At 73.4% G+C, this 17,185-nt stretch carries 13 protein-coding genes and 1 pseudogene; 8 read left to right on the top strand and 6 right to left on the bottom strand.

What is annotated here, in order from left to right; genetic code table 11:
* The first annotated feature begins 133 nt into the window (after positions 1 to 133).
* Positions 134 to 847, top strand: coding sequence for a hypothetical protein (locus Asera_RS18995; RefSeq protein WP_211255677.1), 714 nt, complete (start codon positions 134 to 136; stop codon positions 845 to 847).
* 61 nt (positions 848 to 908) lie between these two features.
* Here the strand turns inward: Asera_RS18995 and aceB are convergent, their stop codons facing one another.
* Positions 909 to 2,513, bottom strand: coding sequence for a malate synthase A (gene aceB, locus Asera_RS19000; protein ID WP_030447968.1), 1,605 nt, complete (start codon positions 2,511 to 2,513; stop codon positions 909 to 911).
* 104 nt (positions 2,514 to 2,617) lie between these two features.
* Here aceB and Asera_RS19005 point away from each other — a divergent pair, with 104 nt between their 5' ends.
* Positions 2,618 to 3,481, top strand: a complete 864-nt coding sequence (locus Asera_RS19005) for an IclR family transcriptional regulator (protein ID WP_051802643.1) — start codon at positions 2,618 to 2,620, stop codon at positions 3,479 to 3,481.
* Positions 3,482 to 3,664: 183 nt separating this feature from the next.
* Here the strand turns inward: Asera_RS19005 and Asera_RS19010 are convergent, their stop codons facing one another.
* On the bottom strand, positions 3,665 to 5,266 hold the full coding sequence (locus Asera_RS19010; protein ID WP_212804685.1) for a hypothetical protein: 1,602 nt from the start codon (positions 5,264 to 5,266) through the stop codon (positions 3,665 to 3,667).
* Positions 5,267 to 5,270: 4 nt separating this feature from the next.
* On the opposite strand from Asera_RS19010, the pseudogene Asera_RS34035 reads away from it, so the two are divergent.
* The 3 genes and pseudogenes from Asera_RS34035 to Asera_RS19025 all read left to right on the top strand — a co-directional run.
* Positions 5,271 to 6,722 (top strand): annotated as a pseudogene (locus tag Asera_RS34035) (histone H1-like repetitive region-containing protein); the annotation flags it as partial.
* Between the two features lie 306 nt (positions 6,723 to 7,028).
* Positions 7,029 to 7,721 carry an NADPH-dependent F420 reductase gene (gene npdG, locus Asera_RS19020; RefSeq protein ID WP_030447972.1) on the top strand — a complete coding sequence of 231 codons (693 nt, stop codon included), beginning with the start codon at positions 7,029 to 7,031 and terminating at the stop codon, positions 7,719 to 7,721.
* 5 nt (positions 7,722 to 7,726) lie between these two features.
* On the top strand, positions 7,727 to 8,491 hold the full coding sequence (locus tag Asera_RS19025; RefSeq protein ID WP_030447973.1) for a helical backbone metal receptor: 765 nt from the start codon (positions 7,727 to 7,729) through the stop codon (positions 8,489 to 8,491).
* 3 nt (positions 8,492 to 8,494) lie between these two features.
* Here the strand turns inward: Asera_RS19025 and Asera_RS19030 are convergent, their stop codons facing one another.
* From Asera_RS19030 to Asera_RS19045, 4 genes are all read right to left on the bottom strand, one after another.
* On the bottom strand, positions 8,495 to 8,803 hold the full coding sequence (locus Asera_RS19030; protein ID WP_030447974.1) for a hypothetical protein: 309 nt from the start codon (positions 8,801 to 8,803) through the stop codon (positions 8,495 to 8,497).
* 120 nt (positions 8,804 to 8,923) lie between these two features.
* The gene (panB, locus tag Asera_RS19035) at positions 8,924 to 9,769 is read right to left on the bottom strand and encodes a 3-methyl-2-oxobutanoate hydroxymethyltransferase (protein WP_030447975.1); all 846 of its coding nucleotides are present in this window, start codon (positions 9,767 to 9,769) and stop codon (positions 8,924 to 8,926) included.
* Positions 9,770 to 9,932: 163 nt separating this feature from the next.
* Positions 9,933 to 11,681: an NAD+ synthase gene (locus Asera_RS19040; protein WP_030447976.1), complete on the bottom strand. Its 1,749-nt coding sequence runs from the start codon at positions 11,679 to 11,681 to the stop codon at positions 9,933 to 9,935.
* Between the two features lie 86 nt (positions 11,682 to 11,767).
* Positions 11,768 to 12,556 carry an NAD-dependent epimerase/dehydratase family protein gene (locus Asera_RS19045; protein WP_030447977.1) on the bottom strand — a complete coding sequence of 263 codons (789 nt, stop codon included), beginning with the start codon at positions 12,554 to 12,556 and terminating at the stop codon, positions 11,768 to 11,770.
* Between the two features lie 117 nt (positions 12,557 to 12,673).
* Here Asera_RS19045 and glnA point away from each other — a divergent pair, with 117 nt between their 5' ends.
* The 3 genes from glnA (at position 12,674) to Asera_RS19060 (ending at position 17,018) form a co-directional block, all read left to right on the top strand.
* Positions 12,674 to 14,026, top strand: a complete 1,353-nt coding sequence (gene glnA / locus Asera_RS19050; protein WP_030447978.1) for a type I glutamate--ammonia ligase — start codon at positions 12,674 to 12,676, stop codon at positions 14,024 to 14,026.
* Between the two features lie 161 nt (positions 14,027 to 14,187).
* Positions 14,188 to 14,880 (top strand): hypothetical protein, encoded by a 693-nt coding sequence (locus Asera_RS19055; RefSeq protein WP_051802645.1) that lies wholly within the window; start codon positions 14,188 to 14,190, stop codon positions 14,878 to 14,880.
* Positions 14,881 to 15,263: 383 nt separating this feature from the next.
* Positions 15,264 to 17,018: a proline--tRNA ligase gene (locus Asera_RS19060; protein WP_212804812.1), complete on the top strand. Its 1,755-nt coding sequence runs from the start codon at positions 15,264 to 15,266 to the stop codon at positions 17,016 to 17,018.
* Positions 17,019 to 17,185: the final 167 nt, after the last annotated feature.

Raw genomic sequence — 17,185 nt, forward strand, 5'->3', positions numbered from 1 at the left:
AGCTTGACCGGTGACGGTGCGGCTGGCGAGGATGATCGCGCCGCGCCTGCGCGGCATCGTTCCGGGTTCCGGACCTTACCCCGCTTCAGGCGTCACCTGGGGAACGCCTGCCGACTCCACAGCGAGAGGGCTGATGACTCGCAAAATTCGCTGGGTACCGCGCGCGGTACTCGCAGTGTCGGCGGCGGCGCTCGCCGCCGGCGCACCGGCGGCGGCGTTCGCCACCGCACCGGGTGACAACGGCACGGTGAAGATCCATGCCGCCGGCACCCCCGTCGACGACCACCGCAACCAGCCGCACGTGTGCGTGTTCTACCTCGACGCGTTCGGGTTCGACACCGCGCAGTCGGTCAGCTGGCACATCGACCAGCAGCCGCCGACCGGGCGGGCCGAGAACGTCGAGACCGGCACCATCACGCTCGCCGACGGTACCGGCCACACCGACGACCTCCGGTTGCCGGACGGTCACTACAAGCTGTACTGGAACTTCGCCGGTGAGCACGGCAAGGCGAAGCACAAGGTGTTCTGGGTCGACTGCGCCTCGGCGTCCCCATCGCCGAGCACCCCGGGCGGCGGCACCTCGCCGAGCACCGGTAGCTCGCCCAGCACGGCGCCGAGCAGCACCGGCCCGGCGCCGAGCGGTACGCCCAGCTCCGGCGGGCCCAGCGCGAGCCCGTCCGAGGGCGGCGCCGGGGCCGGTACGCCGTCGGCGTCGCCGAGCGAGGCCGGCAGCTCGCTGCCGGTGACCGGCGCCCCGCTCGGCATCCTCGCCGGCGTGGCGGCGGCGCTGATCGCGGCCGGCATCGTGCTGCGTACCCGGGTCACCCGGCTGTTCCGCCGGCACTGATCACCCGCAACTGGGGCCCGCCCCGCCGTACCTGCTGGGTCGGTGGGGCGGGCCCTCCGCGTCAGGGCATCCGCTCGTACGCGGGCAGGGTGAGAAAGTCGACGAACTCGTCGGCGAGCGCCACCTCGACGAACAGCTCGCGGGCGGCGTCGAAGGCGGCCTCGTCGTACGCCTCGCCGTAGCCAGCGCGGATCGCGTCGAGCTGCTCGGCCAGGATCTGCTCGACCAGCGCGCGGGTGACCTTCTCGCCGCCGGCCAGCGTCACGTCGTTGTGCAGCCACTGCCACACCTGGGAGCGGGAGATCTCCGCGGTCGCGGCGTCCTCCATCAGGTTGTCGATGCCCACCGCGCCGGAACCGCGCAGCCAGGCGGCGAGGTAGCGCAGGCCGACGCCGACCGCGTTGCGCAGCCCGTCGAGCGTCTTGTCGCCCGGCGTCGCCGCGACGTTCAGCAGCTGCTCGGGCGTCACCGACACCTCGTCGCGGGTGCGGCCGAGCTGGTTGGGTGCCTCGCCCAGCACGCCGTCGAACACCTCCCGGCAGACCGGTACCAGGTCGGGGTGGGCCACCCAGGAACCGTCGAACCCGTCGCCGGCCTCCCGGGTCTTGTCGTCCCGGACCTTCGCCAACGCGGTCTCGTTGACCTGCGGGTCGCGCCGGCTCGGGATGAACGCGGCCATCCCACCGATCGCGTGCGCGCCCCGCTTGTGGCAGGTACGCACCAAGAGCTCGGTGTAGGCGCGCATGAACGGCGCGGTCATCGTCACCGCGTTGCGGTCCGGCAGCAGGAACGCAGCCCCCCGGCTGCGGAACTTCTTGATGATGCTGAACAGGTAGTCCCAACGGCCGGCGTTCAGGCCCGCCGAGTGCGCGCGCAGCTCGTACAGGATCTCCTCCATGCAGAACGCGGCCGGGATGGTCTCGATCAGCACGGTGGCCCGGATCGTACCGGTGGGCATCCCGAGCGTCGACTCGGCGTGCGCGAACACGTCGTTCCACAGCCGCGCCTCGAGGTGGCTCTCCATCTTCGGCAGGTAGTAGTACGGGCCGAGGCCACGGTCGAGCTGCAGCCGGCCGCAGTTGACCAGGTAGAGCGCGAAGTCGAACAGGCTGCCGGAGACCCGCTCGCCGTCCACCGTGACGTGCTTCTCCGGCAGGTGCCAGCCGCGCGGCCGCACCACGATCGTCGGCTGGCGCTCGCCCAGCTCGTACCGCTTGCCGTTGGGCCCGGTGAAGCTCAGCGTGCCGGTCAGCGCGTCGCGCAGGTTGAGCTGGCCGCCGACCATGTTCTCCCACAGCGGCGTGTTCGCGTCCTCGAAGTCGGCCAGCCACACCTGCGCGCCCGAGTTGAGCGCGTTGATCGTCATCTTGGCGTCGGTCGGTCCGGTGATCTCGACCCGCCGGTCGACCAGCCCCGGCGCGGGCGGCGCCACCCGCCAGTCGCCGCCGCGCACCTGCGCCGCCTCGGCCGGGAACTCCAGCGTGCCGCCGGCGTGCAGCCGCCGCTGCTGCTCGGTGCGGGCCGCGAGCAGCTCGCGCCGGCGCTGGTCGAAGCGCCGGTGCAGCTCGGCCACCAGCGCCAGCGCCGCGGGACTGAGCACCTGCTCGTACCGGTCGAGGACGGGGCCGGTGACCGCCACCCCGTCGGGCGTCGTCAGCGTCGTCATGGCGACCTCGCATTTCGTGATGTGGAATTGGATTCCTTGATATGGAATACTCCTGGTCAACGTACCGAACCGGCGGTGGCCGGGCAACCGGAAGGACCACGCCGATGACCTCGTACGACACCCAGGATCCGGCCTTCGACGCCGTACCGCCGGCAGATGCGGCCCGCGGTGGCGAACCGTCGGCGGACAGCCGCGGCGGCGAGCCGTCGAGGACGGCGCGCGGCGGCGCGGGTCGCGCCGGCGCCCAGTCCGTCGACCGCACCCTGCAACTGCTCGACACGATCGGCGCCGCCGACGGCCCCTGCACGCTGTCCGAACTCGCCGCCGCCACCGGACTCGCCGCCCCCACCGCGCACCGGCTCATCGCCAGCCTGGTCCGCTACGGGTACGTCCGGCAGGAACCCTCCCGCCGGTACACGCTGGGCCCGCGCCTGGTGGTCCTCGGCGAACGCGCCACCCGGCTGCTCGGTGGCTGGGCGCAACCGTGGCTGACCGAACTGCGCGACCTCACCGGCGAGACCACCAACCTCGCCATGCTCGACGGCGACGAGATGGTCTACCTGACCCAGGCGGCCGGCCGGCACCAGATGCGCATGTTCACCGAACCGGGCCGGCGGGTCCTGCCGCACGCCACCGCCGTCGGCAAGGCGCTGCTCGCTCGGCTGCCCGAGGCATCGGTGCGTGCACTGCTCGCCCGTACCGGCATGCCCGCCTACACGCCCGCCACGCTCACCGACCCCGACCGGCTGCTCGCCCAGCTGCACCTGGTGCGCCGGCGCGGATACGCCGTCGACGACGAGGAACAGGAGGCCGGCGTGCGCTGCTTTGCGGTGGCGCTGCCGACCGCACCGAACCAGATGGCGATATCGGTGTCCGGTCCGCTCGGCCGCATCAGCGACGCCGCGATCACCCGCTTCACCCCGCAACTGCGTCGACTCGCCGCCGAACTCGGCACCGCATTGGGTTGAGCCGTCGCGGCGTCCGCGGATTTTGCACCAGACGCCGGCCACATCGACGCCGGCGAATGCCCTTTCGCGGCAAGGAATCGTACCGGGCGGCGATCCGGCATCGCATCGCGAATGTCGCGAACAGGTGGCGCGCTGCGAAAACAAGGTGCACAGTGGACGCATGAACGAGCGTCAGCGAGCGAATCACCAGGCATCGTGCGACGTGATGCCTCCTGAGCATCGCGCGACGTGGTGCCTCGTGAGTGTGCCGACGCGGGAGCGCTCATGAGCGAAGACGAGCCGCGCTTCTACTGGTGCCTGCGGCACCAGCGCGTCGAGGACGACGCGACGAAGTGCCCGGCGCGTTTCCTGCTCGGGCCGTTCGAGACCCGGCAGGCGGCTGCCGATGCGCTGCAACAGGTGCACGAGCGTAACGAGGAATGGGACGCCGAAGACGCCCGCTGGCGCGGCGAGGCGAACTGATCGGCCGCGCGTCGGCGCATCGTGACAGCACGCATCCCAACGACGTCCCGATGCCCTGCCGCCCGGCGAACATAACGACAACTCAACACGGTCACCAAGCCGAATAGGCAACTCGTCACGGACCTTCGCCCCGGCAATTACGCCGATGCGGTGCGGAGGTTCACCAGGGGGAGACGGGAACATGGCGACAACGACACGAAGCACCGCCCGCAGCGGTGCCCGAAAGTCCACCGGTACCCGGTCCGCGACCACGAGCCGCAAGACGGCCTCCGCTCGTACCGGTACCGCTCGCACGACCGCGACCAAGCGCGCGGCCACCACTCGTACCGCGCCGGCGCGCAAGACCTCCGCGACGCGGACCACGACGAAGCGCGCCACGCCGGCGAAGCGGTCCACCGCAGCAACGCGGGCCACCGCAACCAAGCGCGCGACAGCCGCCAAGCGGCCCGCCGCGACCAAGCGCGCGACGGCCGCCAAGACGTCCACCGCGACCAGGCGGGCCACCGCAACGAAGCGGGCGACGCCGGCCACGCGCGCCGCGGCGGCGAAACGCAGCACGGCGAAGCGAGCCGCGCCGGCCAAGCGCGGCACGACGAAGCGGGCGCCGGCCACGCGGAGCACGACGAGCCGCGCCACGACGGCCCGCAAGACCGCCGCGAAGCGCACCACCGCCAAGCGGGCCACGCCGGCCAAGCGCGCCACCACCGCCCGCAAGACGACCGCGCGCACCTCCGCGGCCCGCAAGTCGACGACCCGGCCGGCTACGGCGCGCAAGACCGCCACCCGGTCGGGCACCGCGCGCACGGCGACGCCACGCAAGACGACCGCGCGCAAGACCACGGCCAAGCGGGCCACCGCAACGAAGCGCGCCACGCCGGCCAAGCGCGCCACGCCGGCCAAGCGTGCGACGGCTGCGAAGCGCGCCACGCCGGCCAAGCGTGCGACGGCTGCGAAGCGCGCCACGCCGGCCAAGCGTGCGACGGCTGCGAAGCGCACGACCGCGACGACCCGAAGCACGGCGCGCTCGACGGCCAGGCGCACCACCGCCGCGAAGCGCACGACCGCGCGCAAGACCACGGCGAAACGTGCACCGGCGACGAAGACCGCGTCGCGGAGCACGACGTCGCGTACGGCCACCCGAAAGGTCGCGGCGACTCGGAAAGCGCCGGCGACTCGGAAGACAGCGGCAGCTCGGAAGAGCACACCGGCGCGCCGGACGACCGCACGGAAGACCGCCACCGCGCGGAAGGCCGCCACGGGGCGGACGAGCAGCACGCGAACGGCGGCCGCCAAGCGCGCACCGGCCCGCAAGTCGACGGCCAAGCGGGCGCCCGCGACGAAGACGGCCGCCCGCAGGACGACCGCTCGTCAGACGGCGGCCCGCAGGACGGTGACGAAGCGGGCCGGCAGCCGGAGCGTCGCGACGCGTGCTCCGGCCCGGAAGTCGACGGCGAAGCGAGCCGGTGCCCGGAGTGTCGCCAAGCGTGCTCCGGCGCGCAAGTCGGCGGTGAAGCGTGCGCCGGCGACCAGGGCGGCAGCCCGCAAGACCGCAGCCCGCAAGACCACAGCCCGAAAGACCGCAGCCCGCAAGACCGCAGCTCGGACGACCACGGCGCGCTCGTCGGCGGCTCGCAAGTCCACGGCCCGCAAGTCCACGGCGCGCAAGGCGGTGACGAAGCGTGCCGCGGGTGGCGCCGCGAAGCGAGCCCCGGCGCGGAAGCCGGCGGTCAAGCGTGCGCCGGCGACGAAGGCGGCCGCCCGCAAAACCATTGCTCGGGCGACTACGGCGCGCTCGTCGGCGGCTCGCAAGTCCACGGCCCGCAAGTCCACGGCGCGCAAGGCGGTGACGAATCGTGCCGCGGGTGGCGCCGCGAAGCGGGCTCCGGCGCGGAAGTCGGCGGCGAAGCGGGCCGGTGGCCGGAGTGTCGCCAAGCGTGCTCCGGCGCGCAAGTCGGCTGTCAAGCGTGCTCCGGCGAGCAGGGCGGCGGCCCGCAAGACCACTGCTCGGGCGAAGGCGGCCGGCACGTCGGCGGCACGCGGGACCACGGCCCGCAAGGCGGTGACTAAGCGTGCCGCGGGCGGCGCCGCGAAGCGGGCTCCGGCGCGGAAGTCGCCGGCAGAGCGTGCTGTGCGGGAGTCGGCGGCAAAGCGGGCTCCTGGGCGGAAATCGGCGGCGAAGCGGGCCGGCGGCCGGGGTGTCGCCACGCGTGCTCCGGCGCGGAAGTCGGCGGGTCGGGCCACCGCGGCGCCAAGCTCGGCGGCCCGGCGCCCGTCGGCGGTGAGCCGTACGGCTTCCCCCGCGACCCGGGCGCGCGCCTCGCGGCGGGGGGTGGCGAAGCGGGCTCCGGCCCGTACCGTCGCCGCGCGCACCGCGCGGCCAGCGGCCAAGCGGTCGACGGTGCGTGCCGCGAGCACGCGGGCGACGGCGGCGGGTCCGCGGGCAACGGGTGCCCGTACGGCGAACACCCGCGCGACGGGGGCTCGGCCCGCGGCGGTGCGCGCGGGTCGGCCGCGGACGGCGCGCCCGGCAAGCGGTACGCGTGGTTCGGCTGGTGGCCGAACGGTGCGGCGCGCCGGTGGTACCGGTGCCGCCTCGTCCCGGCAGCCCGGGGCCCGGCGATCATCGGCGGCGCGCTCGGTGACCCGGCCGAGTGCCGGTAGCGGGCGACCGGCGACCAGGGTGCCGGCTCGACCGAGCCGCCGCAGCAGCGGTGCGGCGGGGGCCCGTGGCGCGGGCGCGGCCCGGCGGCCCCGTGCGGTGGCCGCCCGGCGCGGCTGACCGAGGCCGCGCCGGGCGGTAGGTCTCGACGCATTGCAGTAGCCGAAGTGGGGCCCGAGCGAACCGCCCGGGCCCCACTTCGCCGCCCGCTGACACGTAGGTGCCAGCTCGAACCGCCGGGGCCCCACTCCGCAGCCCGCCGAAACGTAGGTGCCAGCTCACCGGCTCGTCGGTACCGGCACGGGCGTCCGGCTCGCGAGTGGGTCCGGGACCGTGCCACGCCACGATGGCGTTCCGTCGGAGCGTGCGGAAGGCCACGTCGGGAGCCGGGCGGGTGCCGTACCGGTGGTGCGGTTGAATGGTGGCATGGCGTTTGATGCAGGTGTGCTGCCCGATGTGTCCGGACTGACGGTGGGTGTCCTCGGCGGCACCGGGCCGCAGGGGAGGGGCCTGGCCTACCGGTTGGCGCGGGCCGGCCAGCGCATCGTGGTGGGGTCGCGCAACGCCGAGCGCGGTATCACCGCGGCGGCCGAGCTGGCGGAACTGCCGGGTGCGGCCGCGGGCGAGGTGTCCGGCGGCGACAACGCGGCGGCGGCGAGCTGTGACATCGTGATCGCCGCGTTGCCGTACGAGGGGCATGCCGAGACGTTGACCGCGCTGCGCGGCGAGCTGGCCGGCCGGATCCTGGTCGACTGCGTGAACCCGCTCGGGTTCGACCAGCGCGGCCCGCATGCGGTGGCGGTACCGGAGGGCAGCGCCGCCGAGCAGGCCGCGACGTTGCTGCCGGACACCCGGGTCACCGCGGCGTTCCATCACGTCAGCGCGGTGCTGCTGACCGACCCGGCGGTCTCCTCGGTGGACACCGACGTGCTGGTGCTGGGCGACGACCGGCCGGCCGCGGAGACGGTGCAGGCGCTGGCGAGCCGGATCACCGGGGTGCGCGGCGTGTTCGCCGGTCGGCTGCGCAACGCCGGGCAGGTCGAGGCGCTGACGGCGAACCTGATCGCGATCAACCGGCGGTACAAGGCGCACGCCGGCATCCGCATCACCGACGTCTGAAGCCGATGCCGTCCCGGGTGGTGTCGCTGGTCCCGTCGTTGACCGAATCGGTCGCGCTGACGGCGCCGGAGCTGTTGGTCGGCGCCACCGACTGGTGCACCGAGCCGGCCTGGCTGGACGTGCCGCGGGTGGGCGGCAGCAAGTACCCCCGGGTCGACGACGTGGTCGCGCTGGCACCGGATCTGGTGCTGGCCAACGAGGAGGAGAACCGGCTGGCCGACGTCGAGGCGCTGCGCGCCGCCGGCATCGAGGTCTGGATCTGCTTCCCGCGCACCGTCGAGAGTGCATTGTCCACACTGGACGAGTTGGTGACGGTACTGGGCGTGCCACGGCCGGCCTGGCTGGACGCGGCGGAGCGCGCCTGGGCCGCGCTGCCACCCGCCACCGCCGCCGGGCGCCATTCAGCGGCATGCTCCGGCGGCGCCGTGCCCCGGCGCGCACTGGTACCGGTGTGGCGGCGGCCGTGGATCTGGCTGGGCACCGACACATTCGCCGCCGACGTGTTGCGCTGCCTCGGTGTCACGGTGCCGCAGCTCGGTGCGGACCCGGCGCAGCGGTACCCGCGGCTCGACGTGCCGGCGGCGATCGAGCAGGCCGAGCCGGATCTGGTGGTACTGCCGGACGAGCCGTACCGGTTCACCGCCACGGACGGCCCCGAGGCGTTCGACGGTCTGCCGACGGCGCTGGTCTCCGGCCGCCACCTCACCTGGTACGGCCCGTCTCTCGCCGAGGCGCCCCGGCACCTGTCGGCCGCCCTGCCGCCCGCCTGACGCTCAGGTCAGGGCGGTGACGAACCGTCGCAGGTCGCCGACCAGTACGCCGGTGGCCTCGTGCGCGGCGTAGTGGCCGCGGGCGTCGTGCGGGCCGCCGGCCGGGATCTCAGGGTCGTGGGAGTTCCAGCAGACGATGTTGGCGTGGTCGCGCTCGGCGAACCGGCGGATCGACTGGCAGTCACCGGCGAACCTCGCCAGCCCGGGCGGCACGGTCGTCGGGCCGCCCGGCGGCGCCGTCGCGGAGTGCGCCTCCTCGTGGGAGAACCGGATCGCCGAGCCCGCGGTACCGGTGAGCCAGTGGATCGCCACGTTGGCGATGACGAGGTCGGCTGCTGGCTGTGCAGCAGGTTGAACGACACCCGAAGGCGCCGTACGCAGGTGGGCCCGGCCGCGGTTGCGATCGGGCCCACCCTCAGCGCGCTCGGTGGGTCAGAAGGTGTGCTCCTCGGCCGGGAACGTCCCGGCGGTGACGTCGGCGGCGTAGGCCCTCGCCGCGTCGGCCAGCACGTCGTGCAGGTTCGCGTACTGCTTGACGAAGCGCGGCGTGCGCCCGGCCCGCAGGCCGGCCATGTCCTGCCACACCATCACCTGCGCGTCGCACTCGGGTCCGGCGCCGATGCCGATGGTCGGGATCGCCAGTTCGTGCGTGATCCGCTTGGCCACCTGGCCGGGCACCATCTCCAGTACCACCGCGAAGGCGCCCGCCTCGCACACCGCGCGGGCGTCGGCGACCACCGCGTCGGCCGCCTCGCCGCGCCCCTGCACCCGGTACCCGCCGAGCAGGTGTTCGGACTGCGGGGTGAAGCCGATGTGCCCCATCACCGGGATGCCGGCATGGGTCAGCGCCTCGATCTGCGGCTTCATCCGGACGCCGCCCTCCAGCTTGACCGCCTGCGCGCCGCCCTCCTTCATCAGCCGTACCGCCGAGGCGAGCGCCTGCTGCGGCGACGCCTCGTAGCTGCCGAACGGCAGGTCGGCCACCACCAGCGTCCGGGTCGTCGACCGGGTCACCGCCGCCACCAGTGGCAACAGTTCGTCCAGGCTGACCCGTACGGTGGTGTCGTAGCCGTACACGTTGTTCGCCGCGGAGTCGCCGACGAGCAGCACCGGGATGCCCACCTCGTCGAAGATCCGCGCCGCGTACTGGTCGTACGCGGTGAGCATCGGCCACCGCTCGCCGCGCTCCTTGGCCTCGCGCAGGTGCGCGACGCGTACCCGCTTGATGCCGGGCCCGCCGTACAGGCTCGGTGTCCCGTCGGCGCTCTTGTCCGTCATGACGTGCGTTCTCCCTCCTCAAGGCCCGTTCGGGTCCCTGGGTACGGAAGCCGCCATCGACGGTGTGCCCGCCGACGCTGGCGTGCTCCCGCAGGGATCTTCACATCCGAGTGTCGCATCGCGGCAGACCCCGGTTGACAAATTCACACCGGAGTCCGCCGGCTCACGCCTCCCGGTAGCGGTTGGTGATGGGCAGCCGGCGGTCCCGGCCGAACGCCTTCGGGCTGATCTTGGGGCCGGGTGCGGACTGGCGCCGCTTGTACTCGGCCCGGTCGACCATGCCGATGACCCGGTCGACCACCGCCGCGTCGTGCCCGCCGGCGATCAGGTCGGCGCGGCTCGCGTCCCCGTCGACGTAGCGGGCGAGGATCGCGTCCAGCTCGTCGTACTCGGGCAGCGAGTCGGTGTCGAGCTGGCCGGGACGCAGCTCCGCCGACGGCGGCTTGCTGATCGAGTTCGCCGGGATCGGTTCGGTGCGCCCGCGCCGCTTCGCGTCCGCGTTGCGCCACCGGGCGAGCTGCCACACCAGCGTCTTCGGCACGTCCTTGAGCGGGTTGAACCCGCCGACCGAGTCGCCGTACAGGGTGGAGTAGCCGACCGCGAGCTCGCTCTTGTTCCCGGTGGTCAGCACCAGGTGACCCTCCTGGTTGGACAGCGCCATCAGGATCACCCCGCGCACCCGGGCCTGCAGGTTCTCCACCGCCATCCCGGACAGCTCCAGGTTCGCCAGGAACGTGTCGACCATCGGCGCGATCGGCTGCACCCGGTAGTGCAGCCCGGTGCGCTCGGCCAGGTCCGCGGCGTCGGACTTCGAGTGCTCCGAGGAGTACTCGCTGGGCATCGACACGCCGTGCACGTTCTCGGCGCCGATCGCGTCGCACGCGATCGCGGCGACCACGGTCGAGTCGATACCGCCCGACAGCGCGATCACCACCGAGGAGAACCGCTGCTTGAGCACGTAGTCGCGCAGTCCGGTGACCAGCGCCGCCCACACCTCCTCCTCGTCGGCGATGCGGTCGGCGATCCCGTACCTGGCGCGCGGTGCCGGCGGCGTCGGCAGCTGCTCGGACAGCACCGTGTGCTCGATCGCCATCCCGGCGCCCTCGGCCGGCGGGGTACCGGTCGCCGCAGGCAGGTCCAGGTCGAGCACCATCAGCTCCTCGGCGAACTGGGCCGCCCGCGCGAGCGGCACCCCGTCGGCGCCGACCACGATCGAGTCGCCGTCGAACACCAGCTCGTCCTGGGCGCCGACCATGTTCACGTACGCCAGCGTCGCGCCGGCCTCCGCCGCGCGCCGGGCGCACAGCTGCGCGCGCACGTCGTCCTTGTTCAGCTCGTACGGGGAGCCGTTGACGTTGACGACCAGCCCCGCGCCGGCGATCCGGGCCGCGGCGAACGGGCCACCGGCCTGCCACAGGTCCTCGCAGATCGTCAGCGCCACGTCGACGCCGCCGATGCGGACGACCTGGAGGGTGTTGCCGGGCACGAAGTACCGGTCCTCGTCGAACACGCCGTAGTTGGGCAGGTGGTGCTTGAAGTAGCGGGTGACGACCCGGCCGCCGGACAGCAGCGCCAGCGCGTTGCGCGGGCCGCGCGCCGGATCGGCCTCGGCGCTCATCCGGGACGGGCCGTCCGCGTCCAGGTAGCCGACCAGCACCGCGAGCCCGCCCAGGCCGTCGGTGTCGAGGTCGGCCGCGAGCGCCTCCAGCGCGGCCCGGCTGGAGCGCACGAAGGACTCCCGGAACACCAGGTCCTCCACCGGGTACCCGGTGAGCATCATCTCGGGGAACGCAACGAGTTGGGCCCCCGCGTCCGCGGCCCGCCGGGTGGTGTCCCGAACGATCCGCGCGTTCCCGGTCAGGTCGCCCACGGTCGGATCCACCTGGGCAAGAGCAAGACGCAACGTCGGCATGCCCCCATCCTCGCGCACCCGAACCGAACCGCCGATCGTCCCCCGGCCCGGCACGCCGTGGAGTCGGTCACGCCCCGCCGGCGGGCTCAGAGCGTGCGGGTGGGCGACCAGGACAGGGCGGCCATGGTGGGGGACAGGTCGATCAGGTTCCCGGCGGTATCGCCGGTCAGCGGCAGGGTACGGATGCCGTCCGGGGTGTCCAGCGCGCCCAGCAGCGCGGCGGCCAGGTCCGAGCCGGCCAGCGCCGGCAGCGGCCGTCCGTCGGCGAACCGCAGCGGCGGGTGCGGGTCCGCCGCGGTGGCCCGGTCGCGTCGCAGCGCGGTCTGGGTGTTGGTGTAGTCGGTCTGCGCCAGCCCGACCTCCCAGGCCGGCCACACGTCGTCCGGCGTCGGCCAGGCCAGCCGCAGGATCGTCAGGTCGGTACCGGTGGCTGTCGCGGCGGCCCGGACCGCCTGCTCGCCGAGCCGCTTCGTCAGCCCGTACGGGTCGGTCGCGTCCGGTTCGTCGTCGGCGTGCAGCTGCCGGCTGCCCAGCGCGGCGAACACCGACAGGCTGGACACGAACACCACGTGCCGCACGTCCGCCTTCGCCGCCGCGAGCACCGTCAGGTACGCCGACTTGACGTGCACGTCGAACGCGGTGCGCGGGTCGACCCGGTCGTCCGGCGTGGTCGGCGCCATCGCCATGTGGATCACCGCGTCCATCCCGGCGCAGGCGCGCGCCAGGTCGGTCGGGTCGGTGGCGTCGCCCTGCCGGTACTCGCAGTCGGCGGCCGGCGGGTGCAGGTCGAGCACCCGGACCTGGTGACGCTCCGTCAGGCCGGGCAGGACCATGCGGCCGACATACCCCGCGCCGCCGATGACCAGCAGCCGCATGCGCTCCTCCAGGAGATGCTCGAACCCACCGGTGACCGCCGGTACCGACAGATTGTCACACCGCCGAATTCGCGTGCCGAGTGCCCACCGAGCGGTACGGCGAGGCACACTTCCCACATGGATCGTCAGCAGGAGTTCGTGTTGCGCACCCTGGAGGAGCGCGACATCCGGTTCCTCCGCCTGTGGTTCACCGACGTGCTCGGCACGCTCAAGAGCGTGTCGGTGGCGCCGGCCGAGCTGGAGGCCGCGTTCGAGGAGGGCATCGGGTTCGACGGTTCGGCGATCGAGGGGTTCGCTCGGGTGCACGAGTCGGACATGGTCGCCGTGCCCGATCCGGGGACGTTCCAGGTGTTTCCGTTCGAGGGTGGGGCCTCGGGCGAGTCGGCGCGGATGTTCTGCGACATCGCCATGCCGGACGGATCGCCCGCCTGGGCCGATCCCCGGCACGTGCTGCGCCGCACGCTGGCGAAGGCCGCCGAGCGCGGCTTCACCTTCTACACCCACCCGGAGATCGAGTTCTTCCTGCTGGAGGACCTGCCGGCGGACGGCAGCGAGCCGCGGCCGGTCGACAGCGGCGGCTACTTCGACAACACCACCCACCCGGTCGCCCGGGACTTCCGCCGGCAGACCGTGCTCGCGCTGGAGCGCATCGGCATCTCGGTGGAGTTCAGCCACCACGAGGTGGCGCCCGGCCAGCAGGAGATCGACCTGCGGTACGCGGACGCGCTGACCACCGCCGACAACGTGATGACGTTCCGGCACGTGGTCAAGGAGGTGGCGCTGTCGCAGGGGGTGCGCGCCACGTTCATGCCCAAGCCGTTCACCCACCAGCCGGGCAGCGGCATGCACACCCACCTGTCGCTGTTCGAGGGTGAGCGCAACGCGTTCCACGACCCGACCGACCCGATGAAGCTGTCGCCGGTGGCGCGCTCGTTCATCGCCGGGCTGCTGCGGCACGCCCGGGAGTACACGGCGATCACCAACCAGTGGGTCAACTCGTACAAGCGGCTGTTCCCCGAACCGATGGCGGACAACATCAACGAGGTCCCGGCGTTCGTCTCCTGGGGGCACCTGAACCGGTCGGCGCTGGTGCGGGTTCCCGCGTACGGCAAGCCGAACTCCGCGCGGGTGGAGATCCGCTCGATGGACACCGCCTGCAACCCGTACCTGGCGTACGCGGTGCTGCTCGCCGCCGGCATGAAGGGCATCGAGGAGAAGTACGACCTGCCGCCCGGTGCCGAGGACGACGTGTGGGCGCTGTCCGACGCCGAGCGCCGCGCGCTGGGCTTCGAGCCGCTGCCGCAGGACCTGGCCGAGGCGCTGGACGTGATGGCCGGCAGCGACTTCGTCGCCGAGACGCTCGGCGAGAGCGTCTTCGACTTCTTCCTGAAGAACAAGCGCGCCGAGTGGGAGGCCTACGCCCGCCGGGTCACCCCGTACGAGCGCCGCCGCTACCTCAACATCTTCTGAGCCCGGCGCCGTGGCGCGGATGATCACGGAGAGTGACGGAGGGTGACGGACCGGTGGTGGTCGGTCGGCCGTCGCGCGCCGTCGAACCGGCGGTGAACACCGAACGGTAAACGTCGGCGGGTGGGGTGCCGGGACGTGCATGCGTTCGCTACGGTTTCGGCATGTATCCCGACGGTTCAGCCGGCGATCCGGCGAACGCGCAGCCGCAGTACAACCCGACCGCGCCGACGCCGGCACCTGCCCCGCCGGCGCTGCCCGGCCACCCCCAGTCCGGCCAGCCTGCCTACCCGCAGTCCGCCCCGCCTGCCTACCCGCAGTCGGCGCCCCCGGCGTACCCGCAGACGCCCGCCTACCCGCGGTCCTCGCCGCCGGCGGTCGTGCCGCAGTCCGGGCCGCCCGGATACCAGCCGGCGGTGGCGCCGCAGCCGACCAGCGACCTGGTCCCGGTCACCGACCCGGCCGCGTCCTACGGCAGCGACGGCACCGCGCCGTACGGGTCGGAGCAGACCCTGGTGCAGATCGGCCAGATCACCGTCACCGCGACGACCGTGCACACGCCGAACGGGTCGTTCCCGCTGCGCGGCTCGCAGTGGGTGGTCAACGACCACGTGTACACCACCCAGAAGATCGCCACCTGGGCCATCGTCTGCGCGATCGTGGGGTTCTTCTGCCTCACCGTGTTCAGCCTGCTGTTCCTGCTGTTCAAGGAGACCAAGCACAGCGGCTTCATGGAGGTCGCGGTGTCCGGCGCGAACGGCTCCGGGTTCGTCACCCAGGTCCCGATCAGCAGCCAGGCCGGCTCCGCGCAGGTGCACCAGCAGGTCAACTACGCCCGCTCGCTCGCGATGCGCTGATCGCGGCGGGTGGTTATCGCGTTGCGGAAGGGTCCGCGCGGCAGGGTACGCTGCGCGGACACGTGATGGGGGAGTCGGCATGAGGCGGACGGCCGGGTCGGTGGCGCTGCGGCGCCCGCTGCCGGCTGCGCCGCGACCGACCAGCCTGCGACCGACCAGCCTGCGATCGACGGGCCCGCGGCGGGCCGACCGGCGACCTCGCCGGCCGGTCGGCGTGGCCTGACAGGCGTCCCGCCCCGGCTCCCGGCCCGGCCGTACGGCCCGGCGCCAGCCCTGGCACGAGCCCGTTGCGGCCGTGACCGACCGGCGACTCGTTCGTCCACCGCGGATCCGACTGACGGATCCGCGCCCGGTCACGTTGCCAGGGAGTACCCACGATGAAGATGTCCGGACTGTTCGGCGCGACTCTGCACACCGCGCCGGGCAGCAGCGAGTCGGCGGGGCATCGGCAGATGCTGCGCGCCGGGATGGTGCGACAACTGGCGCAGGGGATCTTCTCCTACCTGCCGCTCGGCTGGCGCAGCGTCCGCAAGATCGAACGGATCCTGCGCGAGGAGATGGCCGCGGTCGGCGGCCAGGAACTGTCCATGCCGGTCGCCCAGCCGGCCGAGCTGTGGCAGGCCTCCGGCCGGTACGACACGGTCGGCGCGGAGCTGGCCCGGTTCGCCGATCGGCGTGGCCGCGGCATGGTGCTCGCGATGACGCACGAGGAGGCGGTGACCGAGCTGGCCCGTACCGAGGTCGGCTCGTACCGGGATCTGCCGCGGATGGTCTTCCAGCTGCAGACGAAGTTCCGGGACGACGCGCGGCCGCGGGCCGGGCTGATCCGGGTCCGCGAGTTCGTGATGAAGGACGCGTACAGCCTGGACCGCGACGCCGCGGGGCTGGCCCGGCAGTACGCCAACCAGTACCGCGCCTACTTTCGGGTGTTCGGCCGGTGCGGGGTGCCGGCGCTCGCGGTGGCCTCCGAGGTCGGGATGATGGGCGGCGAGCTGGCGCACGAGTTCATGTACCCGACGCCGATCGGCGAGGACACCCTGCTGCTCTGCGACGCCTGCGGCTACCGGGCCAACCGGCAGGTCGCGACGTTCGCCAAGCCGACCCCGCCGGCCGAGGCGCCGCGGCCGATGCGGCGCGTCGCCACGCCGAACGCGGCGACCGTCGCCGAGCTCGCCGCGGCGGCCGGGGTGGGCCCGGACCGGATCGCCAAGGCGGTGTTCGTCCAGGCCGACCTCGGCGCGACCGAGGAGCCGGTGATCGGGGTGGTCCGCGGCGACATGGACCTCAACGAGGCCAAGCTCGCCGCCGCGCTGGGCGCCGCCGACCTGCGGCCGATGACCACCGACGAGATCACCGCGATCGGCGCGGTCGCCGGCTACGGCTCGCCGGTCGGCCTCACCGGCGTCCGGGTGGTGGTCGACGAGCTCGTGGCGGCGACGCCGAACCTGCTCGCCGGCGCCAACCTCGACGGGTACCACCTGCGCGACGTCAACGTGGGCCGCGACTTCACCCCGGAGACGGTGCGCGACATCGTCGCGGCGCGTGCCGGTGACGGCTGCCCGCGGTGCGGTGCCGCGCTGCGTACCACCCGCGGCGTCGAGGTCGGGCAGATCTTCAAGCTCGGCGACCGGTACTCTGCGGCGCTCGGCGCCACGTTCACCGACGCCGACGGGGTGCGCCGGCCGGTGCAGATGGGCTGTTACGGCATCGGGGTGGGGCGGCTGCTCGGTTGCGCCGCGGAGGCGCACCACGACGAGCGCGGACTGACGCTGCCGATCACGATCGCGCCGTACCAGGTGCACCTGTGCCAGCTCGGTGACGTGGCCGCGGCGGCCGCGCAGACCCTGTACGAGCGGCTGGGCGCGGCGGGGGTCGAGGTGCTGTACGACGACCGCGGGCAGCGGGCCGGCAGCCAGTTCGCCGACGCGGACCTGATCGGCGCGCCGCTGCGGGCCACGATCGGCGCGCGGTCGCTGGAACGCGGCGAGGTCGAGCTGCGCGACCGGGCGACCGGCGGGTCCTGGCCGGTACCGCTGGCCACCGCGGCCGGTGCGATCGGTGCCGCGGTCGCGGACCGGTTGGCGCAGGCCAACGCGGTAGGGCCGGTCGACCTGCCGCCGGAGCTGGCCACCGGGTGACCGGCCGGTAACCGACCGGCCGGGCGGTGCGGCGGTCGGATCGGCCGCTGCGCCGTTAGGGCGTGTCTTCATGGCTCCGCCCGTGCGAGCCGGAGTCCGTTTGTTCGCTCGCAAGGCGGAGGTGCGGGTGCATACCGGTGTTGTATGCGCCCGTGCCGACAACGCGG

The sequence above is a fragment of the Actinocatenispora sera genome (genome assembly GCF_018324685.1).
Classification (GTDB): domain Bacteria; phylum Actinomycetota; class Actinomycetes; order Mycobacteriales; family Micromonosporaceae; genus Actinocatenispora; species Actinocatenispora sera.